Source organism: Vineibacter terrae (assembly GCF_008039615.1).
In the GTDB taxonomy this organism is placed as follows: Bacteria; Pseudomonadota; Alphaproteobacteria; order Reyranellales; family Reyranellaceae; genus Vineibacter; species Vineibacter terrae.
The window spans coordinates 99,271-120,366 of record NZ_VDUZ01000026.1; the positions used below are offsets into that span (position 1 = coordinate 99,271).

Genomic DNA, 21,096 nt, shown 5'->3' on the forward strand with positions numbered 1-21,096 from the left:
ATCGGTCGTCCATCGTGCTCGCGCACCTTCCCGGATGATTGTGCCCGAAAATCGGGACCGTCTCGCGAGCGCGGCGCGGGAACTTCCGCTCAGCGGCAGACCCAGTGCTCGGCCGGCCGCTCGAGGAACGCGCCGAGCGCAATGCCGTCACCACCAACGAGGAGGCTTCGTTGCGGCTTGAACGCGGCCGCGAAGGGAGCCATGCCGCGATGCATCTGGGGCGCGCGCCCACTCTTGACCTCGATCGCGGTCAGGCGGCGCCCCGCCGTCATGACGAAATCGACTTCCTGGTTCCGCTCGCGCCAATAGTGGACCGTGCCCAAGCCGCAAGCGGCCGCATTGGCCAGATGTGCGCCTACGGCCGACTCGACGAGGTGCCCCCAGAACTCGCGATCCGCACGTGCTTCCGTCGGCGTCAGGCCCGAGATCGCCGTGATCAGGGCCGTGTTGAGGACCTGGAGCTTGGGGCTCGACGCGCGCGTGCGCGCGGCGTCGCCTGCATACTTGTGCAGGCTGCGCACCATGCCGGCGCCGGCCAGCAGGTCGAGGTAGTGGGCCAGCGTGGTGGTGTTGCCGGCATCTTGCAGCTGTCCCAGCATCTTGGTGTAGGACAGCACCTGCCCAGAATAACGGCATGCGAGCTCGAAGAGGCGCCGCAGCAGCGCCGGCTTGTCCACGCGCGACAGCAGCAGCACATCACGCGAGATCGAGGTTTCGATCAGGCTTTCGGTGATGTAGCGGGACCAGCGCTGAGGATCGCCGATCAGCGGCGCGGCACCCGGATATCCCCGAAGAACAGGTACTCGTCCAGCGACCAGCCGAAGGCATCGCGCATCTCGGCAAACGACCAATGCGGCACATGCAGCACTTCGAAGCGTCCGGCCAGGCTCTCCGTCAGCCCGCGCGCGACGAGCAGCGGCGCCGAGCCCAGCACCACCACCTTGAGCCGCCGCCGCATGCGGCTATCCTCGTCCCATAGTCGCTTCACCGACTCGGACCAGCCCGGGATCTTTTGGATCTCGTCGAGCACCAGCACGGCCTCTGCTTCGCTGCCATTGCCCATTGCCAGGCGTGCGGTCTCCCATTGCTGGGCGATCCACATGCTGCCGCGCAAGGTCGGTTCGTCGGCGCTGGCGTAATGAGCCGGCTGCCGTAGATTTTCGATGACCTGCTGGACCAGGGTGGTCTTGCCCACTTGCCGCGCACCCGCCACGACCTGAATGAACCGTCGCGGCTCCACCAGCCGCCGGGCGAGCTCGGCGACCTGCGAACGCTGAAAGGTGTTTGACGATTTACTCATTACATTGAGTATTTTTACTCAATACCCTGCGTAGGCACAATCGGCGTCGCATCGGCTCTTGAAAGATATGCTCCCGCTCCGGCGCTGCAGGTTGTCCGCTCGATGCCCCGGCGGTTGTTCGGTCTGGCAATATCTCCCCCGGCGCAAAGTTATCCACAGGCCTTACTGCACAGCCCCTGAACCCGCTTGACGGTGAGTATCCACTCACATATAGAAGCGATCACTCACTTTTCAGAGTGAGACGTTGGCGCCGGCGATGCCGGACCGGGCACAGGCCCGACCCGCCGCTGGCGACACGGTTCTCAGACGGGGACCTGACCATGAGCACCGCCGAGATCCTTATCCCGCGTGACCTGCTGAAGATCTGGCTGGCGTTCGGCAATGAAATGGCTTTGACGCCGTCGCTGCGCCGCTTCATGGAGGCGCGCTTCGGCACCGACCTCAGCGACGTGCGCGTGCACACCGGCGCCGTCGCCTCCCACCTGTGCGACACGCTCAAGGCGCGCGCGCTGACGCTGGGCAACGACATCCTGTTCGCCGACGGCGAATACGAGCCCTACTCCGCCGAGGGGCGGTGGCTGGTGGCGCACGAGCTGGTGCACGTCCTGCAGCAGCGGGCGGCCGACAGCCCCGTGCTCAGCTGGCGCGCCTCCTGGTCGTCCGGGTCGTCCGAGACGGTGGCCCTGGGCGACGACGAGGATACCTGCGAGGCCGAGGCCGATCGCCTGGCGGCCGAAGTGATTGATGGCGGCCTGAGGTCGGCGGTCACGCCCGACCGCAGCGGCGCCATCCGGGGCGCACGGCGCGTGCAGCAGGCCGCTGCCGCCCAGCAGCCGGCCGCGCCGGCGCCCCGTCACTACCCGCGGCCGCGCCTGGTCTCGTCGGCCGGTTGATCGCAGCTACCGCCCACCGCCTTGTCGAGGCGGCGAGCGGGATCTCCGATCCGTCAACGGTGCCGGCGAATTGCAGATTCCCGGCTCGGGCCGCCGGTGCCCGAATGATGGAGGCCAGGCCGCCCGCTCGCTCAGCACCTTTTCTGCTGCTCGACGCGCTTGCCCATCCATCCCGCAAGCTCATTGCCCGGACCGCCGGCTTCTCGCCCCGGAGGGTCGGGCGATCGCATCTGTCACTCCCGAGCGAAGCGAAGGATCTCTTGAACCGTCGATACGCACGGGCCGAGAGCCCGGATTTTGCGTCATTGATGGTTCCGTGCGAACCAGTGGTTCAATGAATCGCTCGCGTCGCCCAAGACCGTTGCCAACGCCATATGCGATCGTCCTGCCCGGTCGCGACTCACCCTGTGGTGATGGTCGGTACCAGCATCAATTCCCTTCCTTTCGCGCGCTACGTCGTCGGGACGGCCGTTGATCGCCGCCGGGAGAAGACTTTTGCGCAGTGGCCTCAACGCCGTTCAGAATGAGCGAGATGCCGAAGGCAAAGCTCGCGTCGAAGTCCCAGGTCGGCGGCATCTCGATGCGCTCGACGGCGCCATAGCCCCGGCCGGCGATGCGTTCGGTCCGAATCTTTTCGGACGGCTCGAGCGCGGGAACAGGGCGAGCCTGATATGCCGCCTGGCTCAGCGTGTACCCGATGAGGAGGAAGAAGGTTCTGACGCTGTCGAGCTCGTTCATTCCTTGCGATTGCAGTGCTCGCAGCGTCACCTCCATCGGACCGAACGCCGTTCCGGGCGCCGCACCATCCTGCTCGAGCAGGCCAGGCAAGCCCGGATGTCGAAGGCACAAATTCCGAACGACGCCGAAGCAGTGGTGAATCTGCTCTCGCCAATCCGCATGCTGGCCGTCGAATTGCGCGCCGCTGATGATGTGCTCGGCAACGGCGGCGAGAAGATCGCGCTTGCTGCTGAAGTGATTGTAGAGCGCCATCGGGGTCACACCGACCGCGTCTGCGAGGGCCCGTATCGTCAGGGCGTCCGCGCCCTCATCGTCGACAAGCTCGATGGCGGCCGCAATGAGCTTGTCGCGCGAAAGAACTCCCCGCTTCATGCCGGAACGAGGTCTTCGCTTCCCGGTTGCCGTCTGCTTCGCCATGGCTCTCTAACGGGCCACCGCCATCGTCATCGATAGAAAGCCAAGTGTCGCGAAGCCGGCGCGCGCGACATGGGACCACTCCCAAACGTTGCGCATGTGACGCCAGTCCGCGTCGGGAGCGGAAAGGAGCCCGAAGAAGAACTGGCTCGCGCCGCCGAGCTGGGTATCCTTTAGCCATGCGCTGTTCACGGGATGCGTGACAAGCCAGTATGTCGCGTGACCGACAATCAACAGAGAAAGCGCCGCGGCGGTCCACCAGAACCGGTCGGTATTCGTCGATGTCAGAAAGAGCAGCACGGCGAGAACGAGCATGCCGCCGAACTCCCCGACGAGCCCGCCAACCGTGAAGCCGGGATAGTAGATCGCCTGGACGGACCGGTAGGTCGGCTCATCGAGCCGCAGCTTTCCCGGGAACTCCAGCGCATGGGCCAGCGACAGGCCCATTGTCACGGCCACCAGCAGCAGAGCCAACACGGAGAGCGCCAGGAACATGCCGGAGCTTTCGTTTTGTGTACGTCTCATATATACAGCGTACACCAAACGAGGTGATTTGCAAGGATGCCCAAGGGTGCAGGGCGATCGCATATGGCCGTCCTGTCATCCCGAGCGTAGCGAGGGATCTCCTGCGGCAAGACGCACGGTGCGCTATTCGCAGGAGATCCCTCGCTGCGCTCGGGATGACGGGGGCACCAGCGCGGCGTCGCGCCATATGCGATCGCCCAACCCAAGGGTGGGCCGCTGCACGAACGGTGCGACAAATGGCTGAAGCAATCGACCGGATCTGGAGCCCATCCTTCGGGGGACGGCCGCTATGCGGCCTGCTCGGGATGAGATTGCATATGGCGATATGCGGTCGCCCTGGGCGCCCTGGGGAGCCGTGTAGCGACGGCGGCGGGTGGTTTGTCGCGACCCAGCGTCGCGTCACGCCTATATCCTGTGTCAGTTCCGGATCCATGCCGCCGGGCGTCACGGGAGGGCCGCAGTGAGATCGGATGAAGAAGCCCTTGTCCTTTCAGGTGCGACGGGAGGTTACCGGGAGTTCCGTCCGGCCGCTGCCCTCGAGCGGCATTTCCAGTGCATCTGGTCCAATGCACTTGTCCACGGCCACGGCGCCAGCCTGGCGGTCGTGCCTGATGGCTGCATTGACCTCACGTGGATCGCCGGCGAGCTGATCGTGGCCGGACCTGATGTCGGCGTCGCCGTGTCGCCGATCGCCGCGGCTGGCACCGTCGTCGGGATCCGCTTCCGTCCCGGCGCTGCCGCGAAGTGGCTTGGCCTGCCAATGTCGGAGCTTGTGGACAGCCGGATCGCGCTCGCCGCGTTCTGGGGTGCGCGGGCACGCGAGATCGCAGCAAGAATTGGCGACCAGGAAACCATCGCCACGCGCATGCGCGTGCTACAGGAGGCGCTCGTCCGGATCGCGCCGGATGTGGATGCTCCGGCACCGGACATGGGCTTTGTCTTCAACGTGCTTGGAACCGGGTCCGGCGGCAAGGGAATGGCCATTGTTCTTGACCGCCTCGACATGAGCCCGCGAACGCTCCGCCGCCGTTGCGAAGAAGCCTTCGGCTATGGACCGAAGACGCTCGATCGCATCCTGCGTTTCCAGCGATTTCTAAGGCTCGCCCAGGCCTCCGGCCGCCCGCGACTCGCCGGCCTTGCCGCCGCGGCCGGATACGCCGACCAAGCCCACCTCACGCGCGAGGTCCGGCGCTTGTCCGGATTCTCGCCGGCAGCGGTTCTCTCGCAAATCCGCGCCTGACTGGCCGTTTTGTTCAATACGTCCGGCTTTCCGCCGCCTTATCGATCCTTTGCCGTTCAAGGAGGCGAACATGACCATCCATCCATCCCGCACGATCTCCGTCTCGATCGATCGCGACTATCGCGAAGTCTATGGCTTCGCTTCCATGCCGGAGAACTTTCCGCGGTGGGCAGCCGGCCTCGGCAGGCGCTTTGAAAAGTCAGGCGAGGAATGGACCGCGGAAGATCCGCAGGGCCGCCTCATTCGGATTCGCTTCTCTCGGCCAAACGAATTCAATGTGCTTGACCATACGGTTTGGGGCGTGGACGGGGAAACCCGCAATGCCATGCGCGTGGTGCCGAACGGCACTGGCGCCGAAGTCATGTTCACGCTCCTGAGGACCCCTCGAATGACAGAGGAAGCTTTCGCCGCGGATGCCGCCGCCGTGGAACGCGATCTCAAGGCGCTCAAGACGCTGCTCGAACCCTGACCCGATCAAGCAGGGTGATCGCATATGGCGCCGTTCACCCCTCGCCCCGCGGCATTCACAATAGGACCGTCATCCCGAGCGCCAGCGAGGGATGACAGTGAAGATGCGTGGACACCGTAGCGCTGCCACGGGGCGAGGAGACAGCACCGGTGCTCCCATATGCCCTGCGATCACAAAGGAGATGATCCATGGCCATGTCCGGCAACAATCATCGCATTGACTATGTCGAGTTTTCAGTTGGTGACATAAGCCGCTCAGGGCGCTTCTACGGCAAGGCATTCGGCTGGTCTTTCAAGGACTATGGTCCGGGCTATTGCGAATTCAGCGATGGTCGGCTGACCGGCGGTTTCGCGCTCCGCGCCGATGGCGATCCAGGGGGCGGCATCAAAGGAGGCGGACCCCTGGTCATTCTCTACGCAAGCGATCTCGCTGAAGCTCAGCGCCGAATTGAAGAGGCGGGCGGGAGCATCGTGAAGCCCGCCTACTCTTTCCCCGGCGGGCGACGCTTTCACTTCTCTGATCCGGACGGCTACGAGCTGGCCGTCTGGTCGAACAAGTGAAGGCCGGTCGAGCGACGCGGCGCACGGGTGCGTGCAGCCAGGTGCTGCATGCACGCATCCCAGCGTTCGGCCGCGCAGGAGCCCGGATGCGCCGGGAGCACCCGGGTCGGCGAACCGGCGCGAGGAGCTGCTGGAACGAAGACGCTCGGCCTGCCACACTGACGGCGCAGGCGGCGCACGCTTCCGGCGCTGCCGCCCTCCCCGACCCGGACGCCCCGATGACCCTGTTATGGAGCCAGACCGCGCGTGAGCTTTCGCCCTATGTGCCGGGCGAGCAGCCGCGTATCGCCGATCTGGTGAAGCTCAACACCAACGAAAGCCCGTTTGGTCCGTCGCCGCTCGCGCTGGAAGCGATGCGGTCCGCCGCCAGCGATGCCTTGCGGCTCTATCCGGATCCCGAGGCGACCGAGCTGCGCGCGGCGCTCGCCGACCGCCACGGCCTGAAGCCCGGGCAGGTGTTCGTCGGCAACGGCTCGGACGAGGTGCTGGCGCATGCCTTCGTCGCGCTTCTGAAGCAGTCAAGGAAGCTGCTGTTTCCGGACGTCACCTACAGCTTCTACGCCGTGTGGGCCCAGTTGTTCGGCATCGCCTGCGAAGCCGTGCCGCTGGACGACACCATGCATGTCAGGGTCGACGACTATCGCCGCACGGCAGGATCGATCGTGATCGCCAACCCCAACGCGCCGACCGGCATCGCATTGCCGCGCGCCGAGATCGCCCGGCTGCTCCAGGAGCATCCCGACATCCCGGTGCTGATCGACGAGGCCTATGTCGATTTCGGCGGCGAAAGCGCCGTTCCGCTGATCGCCGATCATCCGAACCTGCTGGTCGTGCAGACGATGTCGAAATCGCGGGCCCTGGCCGGCCTGCGCGTCGGCTATGCGCTGGGCGACGTGGGGCTGATCGAGGCGCTGCGCCGCGTGAAGGACAGCTTCAACTCCTACCCGCTCGGCCGCATCGCGCAGGCCGGCGCGACGGCCTCGGTCCGCGACGAAGCCTATTTCCGCGACACCTGCGCCAGGGTCGTCACGGCACGGCAAGCGATGACGCAGGCGCTGGCCGGGCTCGGCATGGTTGTCCTGCCGTCGAGCGCGAACTTCGTCTTCGCCAGGCATCCCGCCAGAGGCGGGCCGGACCTGGCGGCGGCGTTGCGTGAGCGTGCGGTGCTGGTGCGGCATTTCAACAAGCCGCGCACGGCGCCCTATCTGCGCATCACCGTCGGGACGGAGGACGACACCCGGCGGCTGATCGCAGCGCTGATGGACATCCTGGACATTTCCGTCACCAATGCCGATCGATGATGAAGACGCGCCGCTGCGCAGCCTCACGGTGACAGTGCTGACGGCGAGCTGATACTCAAAGGAACCGGAGCCGGCTTTCATGCCTGCTGCCGGAACCAGTTCAGCAAGCTCTCCAGCCTATCTCTGCGTGGGTGGCTGGACAGGAGCACAGCCCAGTATGTCGGGCCAGGCAGGGAAATATCTGAAAGCAGTATCAGCGAACCCGCATTCAACAGGTCTGTGATGAGGTGCTGGGAGGCCAGCACTGCGCCGTGACCCGCGACCGCCGCCTCGATCGCGTGGATTTCCTCAGAGAACGTTTGGATCGTGCGTGGCAGTGCAGCCTCGGCCCGGGTCAGTGCGTGCCAACGCTCCCAGCTCGGCGCGTTGGCCGACCCGGACTTCCAGCGATAGTGCAGCAATGGCAATGCCAGAATCTGGTCAGGCGAAAGCTGTCCTCGATTTTCGATCAGGCTCGGCGCGCATGCAGGTACTATGCGGTCCGGAAACAGCCGGTGCCACTCGGCATCCGAGTTCGGCCGTTCAGCGTAGCGGATCGCCATGTCGATGTCCGACGCATGCAGGTCCGCGACACGGTCCTCCGCCTCGACGACAACGGTAAGTCCCGTCTGTCGACGCAGGTCCGGCAGCCGGGGCATCAACCATCTGCTGGCGAAGGCCATCGTGACGGACAGCCGCAACGGATCGCCCCGACCATCGACGGAGAGCTGTTCGATCGCGCCCGCGATCCGGTCAAGAGAATCCCTCAGGACTGGAAACAACTTTTCCCCCGCGGATGAAAGCCGCAGCGGTCGCGGATAGCGACGAAACAGTTCTACGCCCAGGATTTCCTCCAGCTGCCGCACCTGATGGCTGATCGCCGTAGGCGTGAGATGCAGTTCCTCGGCTGCATGCGTGAAATGCAGATGGCGCGCGGCAGCTTCAAAGGCGCGCAAGGCGTGAAGCGGCGGGAGCTTTCGCAAGAATACGACCTCCGGGACCGAAACAACCCACGATGAATCTTGCTCATCGTGACCTTGAGATATGCGCTTTGGCCAAGCTTTTCCAAGCCTGCTACCTCCGGACAGACAGAAACTTTGCATCATGCGAGGAAAGACACATGGCCACGTTGCTGCGGATCGATGCCAGCGCACAGCTGGAGGATCGCTCCCTGACCCGTAAGCTGACCGGCATATTCACCGAGGAATTTTTGAAGGCCGCCCCCGACACCGAAATCATCGTTCGCGATGTGGGATATGAGCCCATCCCGGCGATCGACCATCGCTTTATTCATGCCGCTTTCACACCGCCGCATGCCCGGGAAAGGTGGATGAGGGAGCGGCTGGCGCTGTCCGACCGCCTCGTCGACGAAGTGGAAGAGGCGGACATCATCGTCATGGGCGCACCGATGTACAATTACGGCCTGCCCACGGCTCTCAAGGGCTGGATCGACCACGTCGCCCGGATTGGCCGGACTTTCTCCTTCGACCCGTCACGCGGGGATTTCCCGATCGAGCCGATCCTCTCCGGCAAGAAGCTCGTCGTCCTGTCTTCACGCGGCGAGTTTGGCTTCGAGGCCGGCGGTCAGAGGGGCCACATGAACGCGCTCGACCCCGCAATTGCCGCTTGCGCCCATTACTTCGGCGTCGACGCCCGAACGATCGAAACAGTCGCCATCGAGTATCAGGAATTCAAGGATGACAGGCACTATCGGTCAGTGGAGGCCGCCAAGCGAAAGACACGCGAAATCGCGCTGCGCCTGGGATCGAGCTGGCCCGTATCCGGATCGCTAGTCCCTGACACACCTGTCATCCCGAGCGCACACGAGGCGCTCGAACGCACGGCCTTCAGCTCATCACGTCACTTCCCGGTCAATCCCGATAGCGAAGCGCGTCGACGATGACCTTGAATGCAAGAAGGTTCTGACGTCGGCTCGGATAATAGAGGAAATAACCCTCGAAGAAGGGTGACCAATCGTCGAGAGCCTGCACCAGCGATCCGGATGCGATGTGCCGCTCGACGATGTCTTCCGGGACATAGGCGATGCCAAGACCGCTCACCGCCGCGTCGATCATGGCGTAGGAGTTGTTGAACGTCAGTTGGCCGTCCACGCGAACGCGTAGCGCCTGTCCATCCTTCTCGAACTCCCATGCGTAAAGGCCGCCGGCGGTCTCGTGGCGCATGTTGATGCAGACATGCCGGACCAGATCCTGCGGATGTTCAGGCCTGCCGCGCGCCGCAAGATAGTCAGGTGAAGCCACGGCGACCAGGCGCCAGTCCGGTCCGATCCGGACCGCGATCATGTCTTTCTCGACGCTTTTTCCAAGCCGGACGCCGGCGTCGAAGCCTTCCTCGACAATGTTGCGGAAGGTGCTGTCCAGGATCAGTTCTACGTGGATGTCGGGATAGGCGCCGAGGACCGGCTTCAGCCTGGGCCAGACCACGCTCTCCTGCGCATGGTCGGACAGGGTCAGCCGGATCGAGCCCGATGGCTTCTCGCGCAACGCCATCAGCGCCGCGATCTCGTCCTCTATCTCGGCGATGCGCGGCGTTATGGTCTGCAGCAACCTTTCGCCTGCGGCGGTCGCCGCGACGTTCCGCGTGGTGCGCGTCAGAAGGCGGATGCCCATCCGGGCTTCGAGCTGCTTGATCGTGTAGCTGAGCGTCGATTGCGCCACCCCGAGCCTTGCCGCCGCCTTGGTGAAGCTGCGTTCTTCGGCGACGGCCTGAAACCACGTCAGTTGGTTGAGGTCGGTCCTGCTCATGAAGCGTCTTCACCTGCCTCAGGGATAGATTATTCGATTCATTCGATAAGTCCTTGCCGATTCTGACGGATAATCGCTTTATGCCACAACCCCTAGGTTTGCGCTGCAACAATGCCGGAGCGAACCAAGTGGGCGCCGCCACATCAGAAGCAGCAAACAAACCCGCCGCAGCCTGGGGCGCGGTCCTCTCGATGGCGCTCTGCGTGGCCATGCTGATCGCTTCCGAGTTCATGCCGGTCAGCCTGCTCACGCCGATGGCCGCTGGGCTGCACGCGACCGAAGGGCAGACCGGACAGGCGATTTCGATCAGCGGCCTCTTCGCAGTGGCAGCCAGCGTGGTCGTCACCACCGTCGCCGGGACGTTGAATCGGAAATGGGTTCTGGTCGCCATGACGGCCTTCATGCTCTTGTCGCTGGTCCTGGTGGCGGCAGCGCCAAATTTCGCGGTGCTCATGACCGGCCGCGCGCTGCTCGGCATCTGCATCGGCGGCTTCTGGTCTTTGGCCACCGCGGTCATCATGCGCCTGGTTCCTGAAGGCGATGTGCCGCGCGCGCTCGCCCTGATGTATGGCGGGCAAGCCATCGCGGCGGCCTTTGCCGCACCGATCGGCAGTTCTCTGGGCGGCATGTTCGGCTGGCGCGCCGTGTTCTGGGCGCTGACGCCCATCGTCGCCATCAACCTCGTCTGGCATCTCATCGCCCTGCCGTCGTTGCCGGCCCGCCAGCGCCAGGACTTCCGCACGATGTTCGGTTTGCTCAGGCGCCCTTACTTCCGGCGTGGCCTGATCGCAGCGATGCTGTCGTGGGGCTCCGCCTTCGCGATGTTCACGTATCTGCGCCCGTTCCTGGAACAGGTGACGGGTGCGGATGTGACGACCCTGTCCATCCTGCTGCTCGTGCTGGGTTGCGCCGGCTTCGCCGGCACCTGGGCTTCGGGCCGCTTTCTGAGCGGCAACGTCGCGCCTCTGCTGCGACTGCCTGCGCTGTTGATGGGCGCTTGCACGCTCGGCCTTCTGCTCCTCGGCGGCTCCGTGATCGCCACGAGCCTGTTCCTCGCGCTCTGGGGCGCGATGAACACCGCGATGTTGGTGATCTGGATGACGTGGATGTCGCAGAACGTGGACGATGCGCCCGAAGCCGCCGGCAGCCTGATGGTGGCGGCGATCCAGACGTCGATCCTGCTGGGCGCTGTGGTCGGCGGTCTGCTGCTGGACGGCATGACAATCTCCGCGACCTTCATCGGCAGCGTGGTGCTGGCCTGCCTCGCGATAGCGCTCATCGGCAATGGCTCGCGTCTGCTCAAGCCTGAATGACCGCGGGACCGCACAAGAAGGGAACCTTGAAATGACGTACCGGCCAGTTCCGTCGTCACGCCGCGCCCTGCTGGCTGCGGTTGCCGGTCTCGCGCTCCCCTCTTTGGCGCGAGCCCAGCCCAACCGGAAAGGAGCCGTGATGCGCCTCAGATTCATTTTCGCGGATGAGGATTTCACGGCGACGCTGGAGGACAATCCCACCGCACGCGATCTGGTTTCCATGCTGCCGCTGGAACTGAAGATCGCCGACTATTCCACAAACGAAAAGATCACCTATCTGCCGCGCAAGCTCACCGAGCAAGGGAGCGGACGCTTCGACAACGAAGCGGTCGGCGACCTTTGCTACTACGCCCCCTGGGGCAACCTGGCGATGTTCCATGGGCCCTATCGCTGGTCGGGCGGCCTGATCCGGCTCGGCCGCCTGGACCAGGGGGCCAAGCCGTTGCTGGTGCGCGGCGAGCATCCATTGCGCGTCGAGATCTTTCCCTGAACCTCACGGAGGCGAACATGCGCGCGTTCCGGAAAGGGTGGCAGGGTATGCCTAGCGACGATATCTCAACGCCTCGACCAGCAAGGCGAAAGCCGGCGGCGGCTGGCGGCGGCTTGGATAGTAGAGGTGATAGCCGGAGAAAGGCTCGCACCAGTCGGCGAGCACACGGACGAGCCGTCCATCGGCAAGATAGGGCGCGACCTGACCTTCGGTCAGATAGACCAGCCCGTGTCCTTCCAGCGCCGCCCGGAGCATGAGGCTGGAGGTGTTGAACACCAGCTGGCCGTCCACACGGACATTGAGCGCGCGTCCCTTCTTCTCGAACTCCCAGGCATAGAGGCCGCCATGGGGCGGCAGGCGCAGATTGATGCAGTTGTGGCCGGTGAGGTCCTGCGGCCGCTTCGGTCGCGGGCGTGACACGAAATAGGATGGCGCGCCCGTGACGGCCATGCGCATCTCCGGTCCGATGGGGACCGCGATCATGTCCTTCGCTATGGTCTCGCCCGGTCGCACGCCCGCGTCAAAGCGCTCGCCCACGATGTCGGTCAGGCCATAGTCGATGACGATCTCGACCTTGATGTCGGGATATTGGTCTACGAGCTTGGCAATGGCCGGCCACAGGATCGTGTCGGCCGCATGCTCCGATGCCGTCAGGCGGATCGTGCCGGACGGCTTCTCGCGCAGATCGTTCAAGCCGTCCAGTTCCCTGCGGATTTCCTCGATGCGCGGGCCGATCGACTGAACGAGGCGCTCACCTGCCTCGGTCGGCGCGACCCGCCGCGTTGTGCGCGTAAGCAGGCGCAAGCCGAGGCGCGCTTCGAGCCCACGAACGGTCTGGCTCAAGGCCGATTGCGAGACGCCCAGACGCTTCGCTGCCCGCGTGAAATTCCGCTCCTGCGCCACAACGAGGAAGGCGGCCAAATCGTTCAGGCTGTCGCCGGCCATTCAGAAGAGTTCCTTATTGGTCTATGCGCAATCTAGCACCTAGTCGCACATTGCACAGCGCACTATCTCGAGCAGCGAAGGCTGTGAGCGCGAAGGAGATTGCGATGAAAAAGACCGTTGCGGCGGCTGCCATCGGCGCGGCCAGCGCCATTCCGGCGCAGGCCGAGACCATCGAAATCCGCGCCAACGGCAGCACGCCGGCCGTGATCGGAAGGGCGGACAACTTCACCGGGCAAGCTGTCATCAGCCCGCTCTATCCGCCGACCGACATCACGCGCGCGACGACCGGCCTCGTGAATTTCGCGCCCGGCGCGCGGACGGTCTGGCACACCCATCCGGCCGGCTAAATGCTCATCGTGACGTCCGGCCAGGGCTGGGTGCAGGAAGAAGGCAGGGAGCGGCGCGTCATCAACCCTGGCGATGTGGTTTGGATCGCCACCGGCGTGAAGCATTGGCACGGGGCGACCGCGGCCAGCCCGATGGCGCACATCGCCGTGACCTACATGCGGGACGGCAAGAACGTCGATTGGCTCGAGCCCGTCGCCGACGCGCAATACCGCTGACGGGACAGCGCAATGAAAGGCCTCATCATGAAGACCTCGACCTTCCTGGCCCTCGCTCTTTCGATGGGGGCGGTTGATGCTGCCGCGCAAACCGGATCGCAGACCGGCAGCCTGTCCCGCCAGGACGTGCGCGCCGTGTCGCCCGCGCTCGAGCGCTACGCCGACGAGAAGCTTGCAAATGGCCTCTGGAAGCGGCCGGGCCTGTCGCCGCGTGATCGCAGCGTCGTCACCCTCGCCGCGGTCATCACGCGCAATCAGGGCGTCCTGCTGCCGGAGCAGTTGAATCTCGCGCTCGACAATGGCGTCAAGCCGGCTGAAATCTCGGAAATCATCGCGCACCTCGCCTTCTACGCCGGCTGGGGCAACGCGATGGCTGCGACCGCGATCGCCAAGGAAGTGTTCGCTGCGCGCGGCATCGGCGCGGACCAGCTTCCCAGGTCCGCCGTTGATTTCCTGCCGCTCGACGAAAAGACCGAGGCGGATCGCGCCGCCCGCGTCGAGCAAGGCACGGGGCCGGCATCGCCAGGACTGGTGCGCGACACGGCCAACGTGCTGTTTCGCGATCTGTGGCTGCGGCCCGATCTTGCCCCGCGCGATCGCAGCCTGGTGACGGTCAGCGCCCTGATCTCCGCCGGCCATGTCGAGCAAATTCCCTATCACCTCAACCGCGCGATGGATAACGGCCTGACGCGCGCCGAGGCATCCGAGGTCATCAGTCACCTCGCCTACTACGCCGGATGGCCGAGTGCCTTTTCCGCAGCTCCTGTGGCGCGCTCAGTCTTCGAGAAGCGGTCCGCCAACTGATTGGCTCTGGCCACGATGGCATCCTTGCCCTCATCGTCAGCACCGGCGCAGTCAGTCGCCGTGATATTGCTGAAGGGTAATGCCTATCCTTGAGCCAGCTTTCGTATGTCGGTCGCAAATCAAGTTGTCCGGTTTTGGTAGCACATCACTTGTCCGCTTCAGAGGTAAGGCGCGGGCTGGCCCGGAAGCGGCGGACGGGCCGGCGCGATGTGGGTCAGGTGGTTGCCGTGGCGGCGTGCGCCTGCGACTTGCCAGCCTGTTTCTTTGTTCGATCCGAGGGCCGTTTCTTCGTCCCGACCTGCCCTGGCTGAGGGACGCCGCGCGCAAGCAGCATCAAGGATGGCCGCCGCTGGGTGCCTACCCCGAACGCCGCCTTGGCTAGGCCACGCCTTGACGGTGCCGAGCACGGCGTCAGGCTGCGGTGGGTCGGGACCGCGGCAGTGTGCTCCCCCGCTGCGCTGTAGCGCCCGATGCAGCGCGGGCCGTGGAAGACCGCCAACGTGCCATCAGGGTTATTCATGGACCCGGACCCGCGCCTTCACCCGGTGATGCCGCAGCGGGCTGTCGGGCAGCTGCGGCTTCCGCCGTCCCCAGTCACGGTGTTGTCGTGGCCCACCACGCGCTCCAACTCCTCTGCTTACGATACGGTTTTTCAGACCCATTGACTCGACAACACGTAAGTGTTTAGTAACGCGTAAATGATGGCTTACGCGACCAATTGCTGGGCGGTGCTGGCGGATCCGACTCGCCGGACGATCTTTGAGCGACTGATCGAGCATCCCAGCGCGGTCAGCGAGTTGGCCAGAGGGCTGCCCGTCAGCCGGCCCGCGGTCTCGCAGCATCTGAAAGTGCTGAAGGACGCCGGTCTCGTCATCGACAGACCGGCCGGCAAGCAGCGCATCTACCAGGTCGACCCCGAAGGGCTGGCTGCGTTTCGAGCCGAACTCGACCGCTTCTGGAGCAAGACGCTCGCGACCTACAAGACGGTCGTCGAGCAACCGACATAGGGAGATCCGATGAGCACCCAGGGAGCAGACACATCTGTGCGGGCGTCAATCGTCGTCGAGGCGCCGATCGCGCGCGCCTTCAAGGTTTTCACCGAGGACTTCAGCAGCTTCAAACCCGCCGAGCACAACATGCTGGGCGTCGAGATCGCCGAGACCGTGTTCGAGCCTAGGGTCGGCGGCTTTCTCTATGACCGCGGGGTTGATGGGAGCGTTTGCCGCTGGGCGCGGGTGCTCGCCTACGACCCGCCCAATCGCGTTCTGCTGAGCTGGAACATCAGCCCGCAGTGGCAGATCGAGGACGATCCCAAGAGAACGAGCGAGTGGGAAGTACGCTTCATCGCCGAAAGTTCGCAACGCACGCGGGTCGAGATCGAGCACCGTCACCTCGACCGCCACGGCGAGGGCTGGCAAGGCGTCCGCGAGGGCGTAGCCGGAGAACAGGGTTGGCCGCTCTACTTGCAGCGATACGCCAACCTGTTTGCCAAGGAGCAGTGACCGCTGCTCCGGTTCGGTGTCCTGGGTGTGTCGCACGTGTCCGTGTACATCACGTCGATAAGGCCGCAATTCTCCGGCCCCAATTGCGGCCCTCACGTCGACGCGCGTCCCGTCGATGAATGTCTGGGTGCTTCGCCTTGAAGGCGTCGGTCCAGACAATGATTGGCGAATCGCGGAACTCGCAGCGGACTATGGATTGACGTGTCAGGAAACGCGCCTTCAACGCGTGAGATTGGAGGACGTTCGGCGATAGCCGGCTGTCTCCGCTACCGCTACGATATTTCCAGTCTAGCCGCCGGCCTTGCAGGTGCCGCCGTGGCCCGATGGGGATCAAGTCGATTGGCGCCCGCCGGGCAAAGCCGGCTACCATCGCGGCCAGATACGGGAGGAAGCCATGCCCCAGCACGACCTCGCCGCCCTGTGGGAGGCGCATTGCCGTTGCGAGTTCGAGACCCGCGACGTCGACGCCACCATGGCCACCATGGTGCCGCAGCCCTACGTCAACCACATCCCGACGATGACCGGCGGCGTCGGGCATGACGAGCTCAAGCGCTTCTACAAGTACCATTTCGTGGGCGCCAATCCCGAGGACACGCGGCTCGTGCCGATCAGCCGCACGGTCGGCGCCGACACACTGGTCGACGAGATGCTGTTCTGCTTCACCCACACGCGCGAGATCGACTGGATGCTGCCAGGCGTGCCGCCGACCGGCCGTACCGTGGAGATCCCCCTGATCGCCATCGTGCACTTCCTCGACGGCAAGGTGGCGCACGAGCATATCTACTGGGATCAGGCATCCGTGCTGGTGCAGATCGGCAAGCTCGACCCCGCCGGCCTGCCCGTCGCCGGTGCCGAGACGGCCCGCAAGCTGCAGGACAAGACCGCGCCCAGCAACACGCTGATGGCCAGGGCCTGGGCCGCCAGCGCCGGCAAGCCGCTGTAAGTGCTGGCTGTCCCCCTCCTCGTCATCGCAAACCCCTCCCCGTCATCCCGAGCGCAGCGAGGGATCTCCTGCGAAGGGCGCACCGTGCGTTCTCCCGCAGGAGATCCCTCGCTGCGCTCGGGATGACAGCGTGGTCGGGGTGACCGCGGATAACAGCGGTGCGCGCCGGCCTACTCGTCCTTCGGCATCTTCTCCACGATCTTGCGCTGCATCTCGCGGTCGTTGCGGGCGACCTCGAAGATCTGCTGGTAGCGGTCGACCGACATGCCCTTCTTCTCCACGGCAAGGGCCATCTCCCGCAGCGCCTGCGCCCGCGTCTGCTGCTCCGCCTGCGGCCCCTGCTTGGCGGCCTCCTGCACCTTGGGCGTCCATTGCTTGTTGAGGTTCCTGACCTCGGTGGCCGCGGCCACGAACGTCTCGATCTCCTGGTCGCTGACCGCTGCCGCCGGAGGCTGCTGCATCGGCGGCCCTCCCTGCGGCGGGTTCGCCTGCTGCGCCACAGCCGCCGGCACCAGCAGGCAGGAGAGGGCGAGGCCCATCGTCGCGAGAGGAAGAAAGCTTCTGTTCAGGGCCATGGGGCATGCTCCTTGCGCTGGGTCGGCATAAAGATCGGCTCGTCCGGACGAGCGCGCATAGGGTGACAATCCCCTGCCGCACCGGAAGGTTCCACGCCGCGGCGCGCATTGGCCTCTTTTCATTCCGATGGAATCGATGGCGCCATCACCCATATGTGCCGGACGGTCGTGCACACGCGCGGGAGACAGCCCATGACGATCTCTTCCAGGAAGCGACAGGCGTTTCCGTCCATGCTGCCGTCACGCACCGGATCACGCCGCGCCGCGCACGGATCCTTGGCAACGGCATCGGCCAGGGAAAGGGAACGAACCCCGCCGACCATCGGCCCGGTTCTCGGTATCGCGCCAATGCCGCAATCTGCGACAGCCGACCCGGCGATCACGGAAGTCCTTGCCGTTGCTGGGAGAATCGAAATCGCGCAATTAGCGCAATCGGCGCAGACAGAGTCGCGGCGGCGGTGAACCGCGGTTCATATCGCCCCTTCTATCCGGCCCGCGGCCGCAATAGGCTTGCAGCTGCGAAAATGTGAAGCCGCCGCCAGGAGTCGTCATGTCCGAGCGCCAGCCCCTCTCCTTCCATGTCCCGGCGCCGGCGGTGCGGCCGGGCGGCACGCCCGACTTCAGCGATGTCACGATCCCCAAGGCCGGCTCGGTGCGCCGGCCACCGGTCGACGCCAGGGCCGAGGACATCCGCGACCTCGCCTTCTCCATCATCCGCGTGCTCAACCGCGAGAGCGAGGCGGTGGGCCCGTGGGCCGGCCTGCTGAGCGACGCCGAGCTGCTGGAAGGCCTGCGCCACATGATGACCCTGCGCGCCTTCGACGCGCGCATGCAGATGGCGCAGCGCCAGGGCAAGACGTCCTTCTACATGCAGCACATGGGCGAGGAGGCGGTGAGCTGCGCCTTCCGCAAGGCGCTCGAGCCCGGCGACATGAACTTCCCGACCTATCGCCAGGCCGGCCTGCTGATCGCCGGCGGCTATCCCATGGTCGAGATGATGAACCAGATCTATTCCAACGAGAACGACCCGCTGAAGGGCCGCCAGCTGCCGGTGCTCTACTCGGTGCGCGACCACGGCTTCTTCACCGTGTCGGGCAACCTCGCCACGCAATACATCCAGGCGGTGGGCTGGGCGATGGCCTCGGCCATGAAGGGCGACACCAAGATCGCGGCGGCGTGGATCGGCGACGGCTCGACCGCGGAGTCCGACTTCCATGCCGCGCTGGTGTTCGCCTCCACCTACAAGGCGCCGGTGGTGCTGAACATCGTCAACAACCAGTGGGCGATCTCGACCTTCCAGGGCATCGCGCGCGGCGGCTCCGGCACCTTCGCCGCCCGCGGCCTGGGCTTCGGCATGCCGGCGCTGCGCGTCGACGGCAACGACTACCTCGCGGTCCACGCCGTTGCGAAATGGGCCGTCGAGCGCGCCCATCGCGGGCTGGGCCCGACCGTCATCGAGTACGTGACCTACCGCGTGGGCGCGCATTCGACGTCGGACGACCCATCCGCCTACCGGCCCAAGACCGAATCGGACGCCTGGCCCCTGGGCGATCCGGTGATCCGCCTGAAGAACCACCTGATCGCGCGCGGCGCCTGGTCGGAGGAGCGCCACAAGCAGCGCGAGGCCGAGATCATGGCCGAGGTGATCGCCGCCCAGAAGGAGGCCGAGGCCCACGGCACCCTGCACAGCGGCCCGCATCCCTCGGCGCGCGACATGTTCGAGGGCGTCTACGCCGAGATGCCGCCGCACCTGCGCCGCCAGCGCCAGCAGGCGGGGTATTGATATGCGCCCCGTCGTCCCAGGTGACGCGAAGGGCCCTGCGGGGCGTCGTTCACCCGGCAACCGCGTTGCTGAGCATCGCGAGAAGAGTCACCACAGAGGCACAGCGCAGCCGTTGGCCGCAACCCAAACGGTGGAGAAAGTGCTTCATGGTGAGCTTTGTCGAACCATGAAGCGCCGCACCACTGCTCGTGCGACGCCTTCATGGTTCGACAAGCTCACCATGAAGGCTACCAAATCACCGCGGCTCGCGAAGATTCTTGAGGTCAGTAGCACAGAGAATGATCTTTGGCGCGCCGAGGGCGCGCAAGCCTTTCATCTCTGTGTTCCTCTTCGTCCTCTGTGCCTCTGTGGTGAAGCCTTCATACATCAACCGCTCCGCCTGTGCCGTCGACGCACCGCAAGGTCCTTCGCTTCGCCCAGGACGACGGCAACCCAACGGAGTTGACCCGATGCCACGCCGCAACATGGTCGAGGCGATCCGCGACGCGATGGACGTCGCCATGGGGCGCGACGACAACGTCGTCGTGTTCGGCGAGGACGTCGGCTACTTCGGCGGCGTGTTCCGCTGCACCCAGGGGCTGCAGCAGAAATACGGCGCCAACCGCTGCTTCGATGCCCCGATCAGCGAATCGGGCATCGTCGGCGCCGCCGTCGGCATGGCCGCCTACGGGCTGCGGCCCTGTGTCGAGATCCAGTTCGCCGACTACGTGTATCCCGCCTACGACCAGATCGTATCGGAGGCGGCCCGCCTGCGCTACCGCTCCAACGGCCAGTTCACCGCGCCGATGGTGATCCGCATGCCCACCGGCGGCGGCATCTTCGGCGGCCAGACGCACAGCCAGAGCCCGGAGGCGCTGTTCACGCATGTCTGCGGCCTCAAGACGGTGGTGCCGTCCAACCCGCATGATGCCAAGGGACTGCTGATCGCCGCCATCGAGGACGACGACCCGGTCATCTTCCTCGAGCCCAAGCGGCTCTACAACGGGCCCTTCGACGGCCACCACGACCGGCCCGTGACGCCGTGGTCGCGCCATCCGCAGGGCGAGGTGCCGGACGGCCATTACACGCTGCCGCTGGGCAAGGCCGCGGTGCGCCGCGCCGGCACAGGCGTCACGGTGCTGGCCTACGGCACCATGGTCTATGTCGCCGAGGCCGCCGCCGAGGAAAGCGGCGTCGACGCCGAGATCATCGACCTGCGCACGCTGCTGCCGCTGGACCTGGAGACCATCGTGGAGTCGGTGCGCAAGACGGGCCGCTGCGTGGTGGTGCACGAGGCGACCCTGACCTCGGGCTTCGGCGCCGAGCTGGCGGCGCTGGTGCAGGAGCATTGCTTCTATCACCTGGAAGCGCCCGTCATGCGCGTCACCGGCTGGGACACGCCCTACCCGCACGCCCAGGAGTGGGACTACTTCCCCGGCCCCGACCGCGTCGGCCGCACGCTCAAGGCCGTGATGGAGGCGTGAGATGAGGGCCACGTTTTCACCTCTCCCGCAAGCGGGAGAGGTCGGTGCGCGAAGCGCGACGGGTGAGGGCCTCACGCACGGCGCCTCGTTCGTGTCCCCTCACCTTCCCATCGCGCCGACGCGCGATGGGGCCCTTCCTCTCCCGCATGCGGGAGAGGAGCAGGAGTCCTGAGATGGCGATCCGCATCATCAAGCTGCCCGATGTCGGCGAGGGCGTGGCCGAGGCCGAGCTGGTCGAGTGGCACGTCAAGGTCGGCGACGCCGTGCTGGAAGACCAGATGCTGGCCGCGGTGATGACCGACAAGGCGACGGTGGAGATCCCCTCGCCGGTCGCCGGCACCGTTCTGGCGCTGGGCGCCGAGGTCGGCGGCGTGATCGCCGTCGGCGCCGAGCTGGTGCGGCTGGAGGTGGCGGGCGCCGCCGACGACGCCGGCGAGGTTGCAGCGACGCCGCGCGAGGCCACGGGCGCGCCCCCGCCGGCCACCGCCGCCGCGCAGCCGGCGCACACCGCCGACAATGTCGTGGCCATGC

24 protein-coding genes and 1 pseudogene are annotated in these 21,096 nt (G+C 65.5%); 17 read left to right on the forward strand and 8 right to left on the reverse strand.

All coding sequences use genetic code 11. The features are described 5' to 3' along the window. Window positions 1–89: 89 nt before the first annotated feature. Window positions 90–695, reverse strand: coding sequence for an ATP-binding protein (locus FHP25_RS41455; RefSeq protein WP_218578503.1), 606 nt, complete (start codon window positions 693–695; stop codon window positions 90–92). 68 nt (window positions 696–763) lie between these two features. After that, entirely contained in the window at window positions 764–1,300 is a 537-nt protein-coding gene (locus FHP25_RS41460; RefSeq protein WP_218578504.1) for an ATP-binding protein, read from the reverse strand. Window positions 1,301–1,620: 320 nt separating this feature from the next. Here FHP25_RS41460 and FHP25_RS21945 point away from each other — a divergent pair, with 320 nt between their 5' ends. Continuing rightward, window positions 1,621–2,193, forward strand: coding sequence for an eCIS core domain-containing protein (locus FHP25_RS21945; RefSeq protein WP_147849104.1), 573 nt, complete (start codon window positions 1,621–1,623; stop codon window positions 2,191–2,193). A 429-nt stretch (window positions 2,194–2,622) separates the two neighbouring features. On the opposite strand, the gene FHP25_RS21950 is transcribed toward FHP25_RS21945, so the two are convergent. Continuing rightward, window positions 2,623–3,348 (reverse strand): TetR/AcrR family transcriptional regulator, encoded by a 726-nt coding sequence (locus tag FHP25_RS21950; RefSeq protein WP_147849105.1) that lies wholly within the window; start codon window positions 3,346–3,348, stop codon window positions 2,623–2,625. A gap of 6 nt (window positions 3,349–3,354) precedes the next feature. Beyond that, window positions 3,355–3,840, reverse strand: a complete 486-nt coding sequence (locus FHP25_RS21955) for a DUF1772 domain-containing protein (protein WP_147849106.1) — start codon at window positions 3,838–3,840, stop codon at window positions 3,355–3,357. A gap of 490 nt (window positions 3,841–4,330) precedes the next feature. Here FHP25_RS21955 and FHP25_RS21960 point away from each other — a divergent pair, with 490 nt between their 5' ends. The 4 genes from FHP25_RS21960 to hisC all read left to right on the forward strand — a co-directional run bounded on the left by FHP25_RS21960 (window position 4,331) and on the right by hisC (window position 7,440). Continuing rightward, a complete protein-coding gene (locus FHP25_RS21960; RefSeq protein ID WP_147849107.1) occupies window positions 4,331–5,110 on the forward strand; it encodes a DUF6597 domain-containing transcriptional factor in 780 nt (259 codons plus the stop codon). A gap of 70 nt (window positions 5,111–5,180) precedes the next feature. Further along, on the forward strand, window positions 5,181–5,579 hold the full coding sequence (locus FHP25_RS21965) for an SRPBCC family protein (protein ID WP_147849108.1): 399 nt from the start codon (window positions 5,181–5,183) through the stop codon (window positions 5,577–5,579). Window positions 5,580–5,767: 188 nt separating this feature from the next. Then, on the forward strand, window positions 5,768–6,139 hold the full coding sequence (locus FHP25_RS21970) for a VOC family protein (RefSeq protein WP_147849109.1): 372 nt from the start codon (window positions 5,768–5,770) through the stop codon (window positions 6,137–6,139). Between the two features lie 218 nt (window positions 6,140–6,357). Further along, on the forward strand, window positions 6,358–7,440 hold the full coding sequence (gene hisC, locus FHP25_RS21975; RefSeq protein ID WP_147849110.1) for a histidinol-phosphate transaminase: 1,083 nt from the start codon (window positions 6,358–6,360) through the stop codon (window positions 7,438–7,440). A 77-nt stretch (window positions 7,441–7,517) separates the two neighbouring features. Here the strand turns inward: hisC and FHP25_RS42275 are convergent, their stop codons facing one another. Next, window positions 7,518–8,402 (reverse strand): LysR substrate-binding domain-containing protein, encoded by an 885-nt coding sequence (locus FHP25_RS42275; protein WP_147849111.1) that lies wholly within the window; start codon window positions 8,400–8,402, stop codon window positions 7,518–7,520. 137 nt (window positions 8,403–8,539) lie between these two features. Here FHP25_RS42275 and FHP25_RS21985 point away from each other — a divergent pair, with 137 nt between their 5' ends. Continuing rightward, window positions 8,540–9,322 carry an FMN-dependent NADH-azoreductase gene (locus FHP25_RS21985; protein ID WP_147849112.1) on the forward strand — a complete coding sequence of 261 codons (783 nt, stop codon included), beginning with the start codon at window positions 8,540–8,542 and terminating at the stop codon, window positions 9,320–9,322. On the opposite strand, the gene FHP25_RS21990 is transcribed toward FHP25_RS21985, so the two are convergent. Further along, window positions 9,291–10,184, reverse strand: coding sequence for a LysR family transcriptional regulator (locus FHP25_RS21990; RefSeq protein WP_147849113.1), 894 nt, complete (start codon window positions 10,182–10,184; stop codon window positions 9,291–9,293). The two genes, FHP25_RS21985 and FHP25_RS21990, sit on opposite strands and share 32 nt — an antisense overlap. A 53-nt stretch (window positions 10,185–10,237) precedes the next feature. Here FHP25_RS21990 and FHP25_RS21995 point away from each other — a divergent pair, with 53 nt between their 5' ends. Then, window positions 10,238–11,497, forward strand: a complete 1,260-nt coding sequence (locus FHP25_RS21995; RefSeq protein ID WP_231712422.1) for an MFS transporter — start codon at window positions 10,238–10,240, stop codon at window positions 11,495–11,497. A 31-nt stretch (window positions 11,498–11,528) separates the two neighbouring features. Further along, a complete protein-coding gene (locus FHP25_RS22000) occupies window positions 11,529–11,987 on the forward strand; it encodes a cyclophilin-like fold protein (RefSeq protein WP_178133691.1) in 459 nt (152 codons plus the stop codon). 51 nt (window positions 11,988–12,038) lie between these two features. On the opposite strand, the gene FHP25_RS22005 is transcribed toward FHP25_RS22000, so the two are convergent. Beyond that, entirely contained in the window at window positions 12,039–12,932 is an 894-nt protein-coding gene (locus tag FHP25_RS22005) for a LysR family transcriptional regulator (RefSeq protein WP_147849114.1), read from the reverse strand. Window positions 12,933–13,036: 104 nt separating this feature from the next. On the opposite strand from FHP25_RS22005, the pseudogene FHP25_RS22010 reads away from it, so the two are divergent. The 5 genes and pseudogenes from FHP25_RS22010 to FHP25_RS22030 all read left to right on the forward strand — a co-directional run bounded on the left by FHP25_RS22010 (window position 13,037) and on the right by FHP25_RS22030 (window position 16,744). Continuing rightward, window positions 13,037–13,495, forward strand: a pseudogene (locus tag FHP25_RS22010) ((R)-mandelonitrile lyase). Window positions 13,496–13,507: 12 nt separating this feature from the next. Beyond that, window positions 13,508–14,299: a carboxymuconolactone decarboxylase family protein gene (locus FHP25_RS22015; RefSeq protein WP_231712423.1), complete on the forward strand. Its 792-nt coding sequence runs from the start codon at window positions 13,508–13,510 to the stop codon at window positions 14,297–14,299. Between the two features lie 701 nt (window positions 14,300–15,000). After that, entirely contained in the window at window positions 15,001–15,306 is a 306-nt protein-coding gene (locus FHP25_RS22020; RefSeq protein WP_231712426.1) for an ArsR/SmtB family transcription factor, read from the forward strand. 9 nt (window positions 15,307–15,315) lie between these two features. Continuing rightward, the gene (locus FHP25_RS22025; RefSeq protein ID WP_147849116.1) at window positions 15,316–15,801 is read left to right on the forward strand and encodes an SRPBCC family protein; all 486 of its coding nucleotides are present in this window, start codon (window positions 15,316–15,318) and stop codon (window positions 15,799–15,801) included. Window positions 15,802–16,195: 394 nt separating this feature from the next. Continuing rightward, entirely contained in the window at window positions 16,196–16,744 is a 549-nt protein-coding gene (locus FHP25_RS22030) for an ester cyclase (protein ID WP_147849117.1), read from the forward strand. 170 nt (window positions 16,745–16,914) lie between these two features. Here FHP25_RS22030 and FHP25_RS22035 read toward each other — a convergent pair whose 3' ends face one another. Next, a complete protein-coding gene (locus tag FHP25_RS22035) occupies window positions 16,915–17,319 on the reverse strand; it encodes a DUF4168 domain-containing protein (RefSeq protein ID WP_178133692.1) in 405 nt (134 codons plus the stop codon). A 192-nt stretch (window positions 17,320–17,511) separates the two neighbouring features. Between FHP25_RS22035 and FHP25_RS22040 the strand changes: the two genes are divergently transcribed. The 4 genes from FHP25_RS22040 to FHP25_RS22055 all read left to right on the forward strand — a co-directional run. Then, on the forward strand, window positions 17,512–17,781 hold the full coding sequence (locus FHP25_RS22040; RefSeq protein ID WP_147849119.1) for a hypothetical protein: 270 nt from the start codon (window positions 17,512–17,514) through the stop codon (window positions 17,779–17,781). A gap of 88 nt (window positions 17,782–17,869) precedes the next feature. Further along, window positions 17,870–19,102, forward strand: coding sequence for a 3-methyl-2-oxobutanoate dehydrogenase (2-methylpropanoyl-transferring) subunit alpha (locus FHP25_RS22045; protein WP_147849120.1), 1,233 nt, complete (start codon window positions 17,870–17,872; stop codon window positions 19,100–19,102). Between the two features lie 449 nt (window positions 19,103–19,551). After that, window positions 19,552–20,565 (forward strand): alpha-ketoacid dehydrogenase subunit beta, encoded by a 1,014-nt coding sequence (locus FHP25_RS22050; RefSeq protein WP_147849121.1) that lies wholly within the window; start codon window positions 19,552–19,554, stop codon window positions 20,563–20,565. A gap of 173 nt (window positions 20,566–20,738) precedes the next feature. Continuing rightward, window positions 20,739–21,096: biotin/lipoyl-containing protein (locus FHP25_RS22055; protein WP_331461698.1), on the forward strand; the 358-nt coding region annotated here is incomplete at its 3' end.

What these genes read in the sequence shown, in the direction of transcription:
- FHP25_RS41460 (WP_218578504.1), bottom strand. Translation starts at nt 1,300, where the DNA reads ATGAGTAAATCGTCAAACACCTTTCAGCGTTCGCAGGTCGCCGAGCTC.
- FHP25_RS21945 (WP_147849104.1), top strand. Translation starts at nt 1,621, where the DNA reads ATGAGCACCGCCGAGATCCTTATCCCGCGTGACCTGCTGAAGATCTGG.
- FHP25_RS21950 (WP_147849105.1), bottom strand. Translation starts at nt 3,348, where the DNA reads ATGGCGAAGCAGACGGCAACCGGGAAGCGAAGACCTCGTTCCGGCATG.
- FHP25_RS21955 (WP_147849106.1), bottom strand. Translation starts at nt 3,840, where the DNA reads ATGTTCCTGGCGCTCTCCGTGTTGGCTCTGCTGCTGGTGGCCGTGACA.
- FHP25_RS21965 (WP_147849108.1), top strand. Translation starts at nt 5,181, where the DNA reads ATGACCATCCATCCATCCCGCACGATCTCCGTCTCGATCGATCGCGAC.
- FHP25_RS21970 (WP_147849109.1), top strand. Translation starts at nt 5,768, where the DNA reads ATGGCCATGTCCGGCAACAATCATCGCATTGACTATGTCGAGTTTTCA.
- hisC (WP_147849110.1), top strand. Translation starts at nt 6,358, where the DNA reads ATGACCCTGTTATGGAGCCAGACCGCGCGTGAGCTTTCGCCCTATGTG.
- FHP25_RS21985 (WP_147849112.1), top strand. Translation starts at nt 8,540, where the DNA reads ATGGCCACGTTGCTGCGGATCGATGCCAGCGCACAGCTGGAGGATCGC.
- FHP25_RS21990 (WP_147849113.1), bottom strand. Translation starts at nt 10,184, where the DNA reads ATGAGCAGGACCGACCTCAACCAACTGACGTGGTTTCAGGCCGTCGCC.
- FHP25_RS22000 (WP_178133691.1), top strand. Translation starts at nt 11,529, where the DNA reads ATGACGTACCGGCCAGTTCCGTCGTCACGCCGCGCCCTGCTGGCTGCG.
- FHP25_RS22005 (WP_147849114.1), bottom strand. Translation starts at nt 12,932, where the DNA reads ATGGCCGGCGACAGCCTGAACGATTTGGCCGCCTTCCTCGTTGTGGCG.
- FHP25_RS22015 (WP_231712423.1), top strand. Translation starts at nt 13,508, where the DNA reads ATGAAAGGCCTCATCATGAAGACCTCGACCTTCCTGGCCCTCGCTCTT.
- FHP25_RS22020 (WP_231712426.1), top strand. Translation starts at nt 15,001, where the DNA reads ATGGCTTACGCGACCAATTGCTGGGCGGTGCTGGCGGATCCGACTCGC.
- FHP25_RS22025 (WP_147849116.1), top strand. Translation starts at nt 15,316, where the DNA reads ATGAGCACCCAGGGAGCAGACACATCTGTGCGGGCGTCAATCGTCGTC.
- FHP25_RS22030 (WP_147849117.1), top strand. Translation starts at nt 16,196, where the DNA reads ATGCCCCAGCACGACCTCGCCGCCCTGTGGGAGGCGCATTGCCGTTGC.
- FHP25_RS22035 (WP_178133692.1), bottom strand. Translation starts at nt 17,319, where the DNA reads ATGGCCCTGAACAGAAGCTTTCTTCCTCTCGCGACGATGGGCCTCGCC.
- FHP25_RS22040 (WP_147849119.1), top strand. Translation starts at nt 17,512, where the DNA reads ATGACGATCTCTTCCAGGAAGCGACAGGCGTTTCCGTCCATGCTGCCG.
- FHP25_RS22045 (WP_147849120.1), top strand. Translation starts at nt 17,870, where the DNA reads ATGTCCGAGCGCCAGCCCCTCTCCTTCCATGTCCCGGCGCCGGCGGTG.
- FHP25_RS22050 (WP_147849121.1), top strand. Translation starts at nt 19,552, where the DNA reads ATGCCACGCCGCAACATGGTCGAGGCGATCCGCGACGCGATGGACGTC.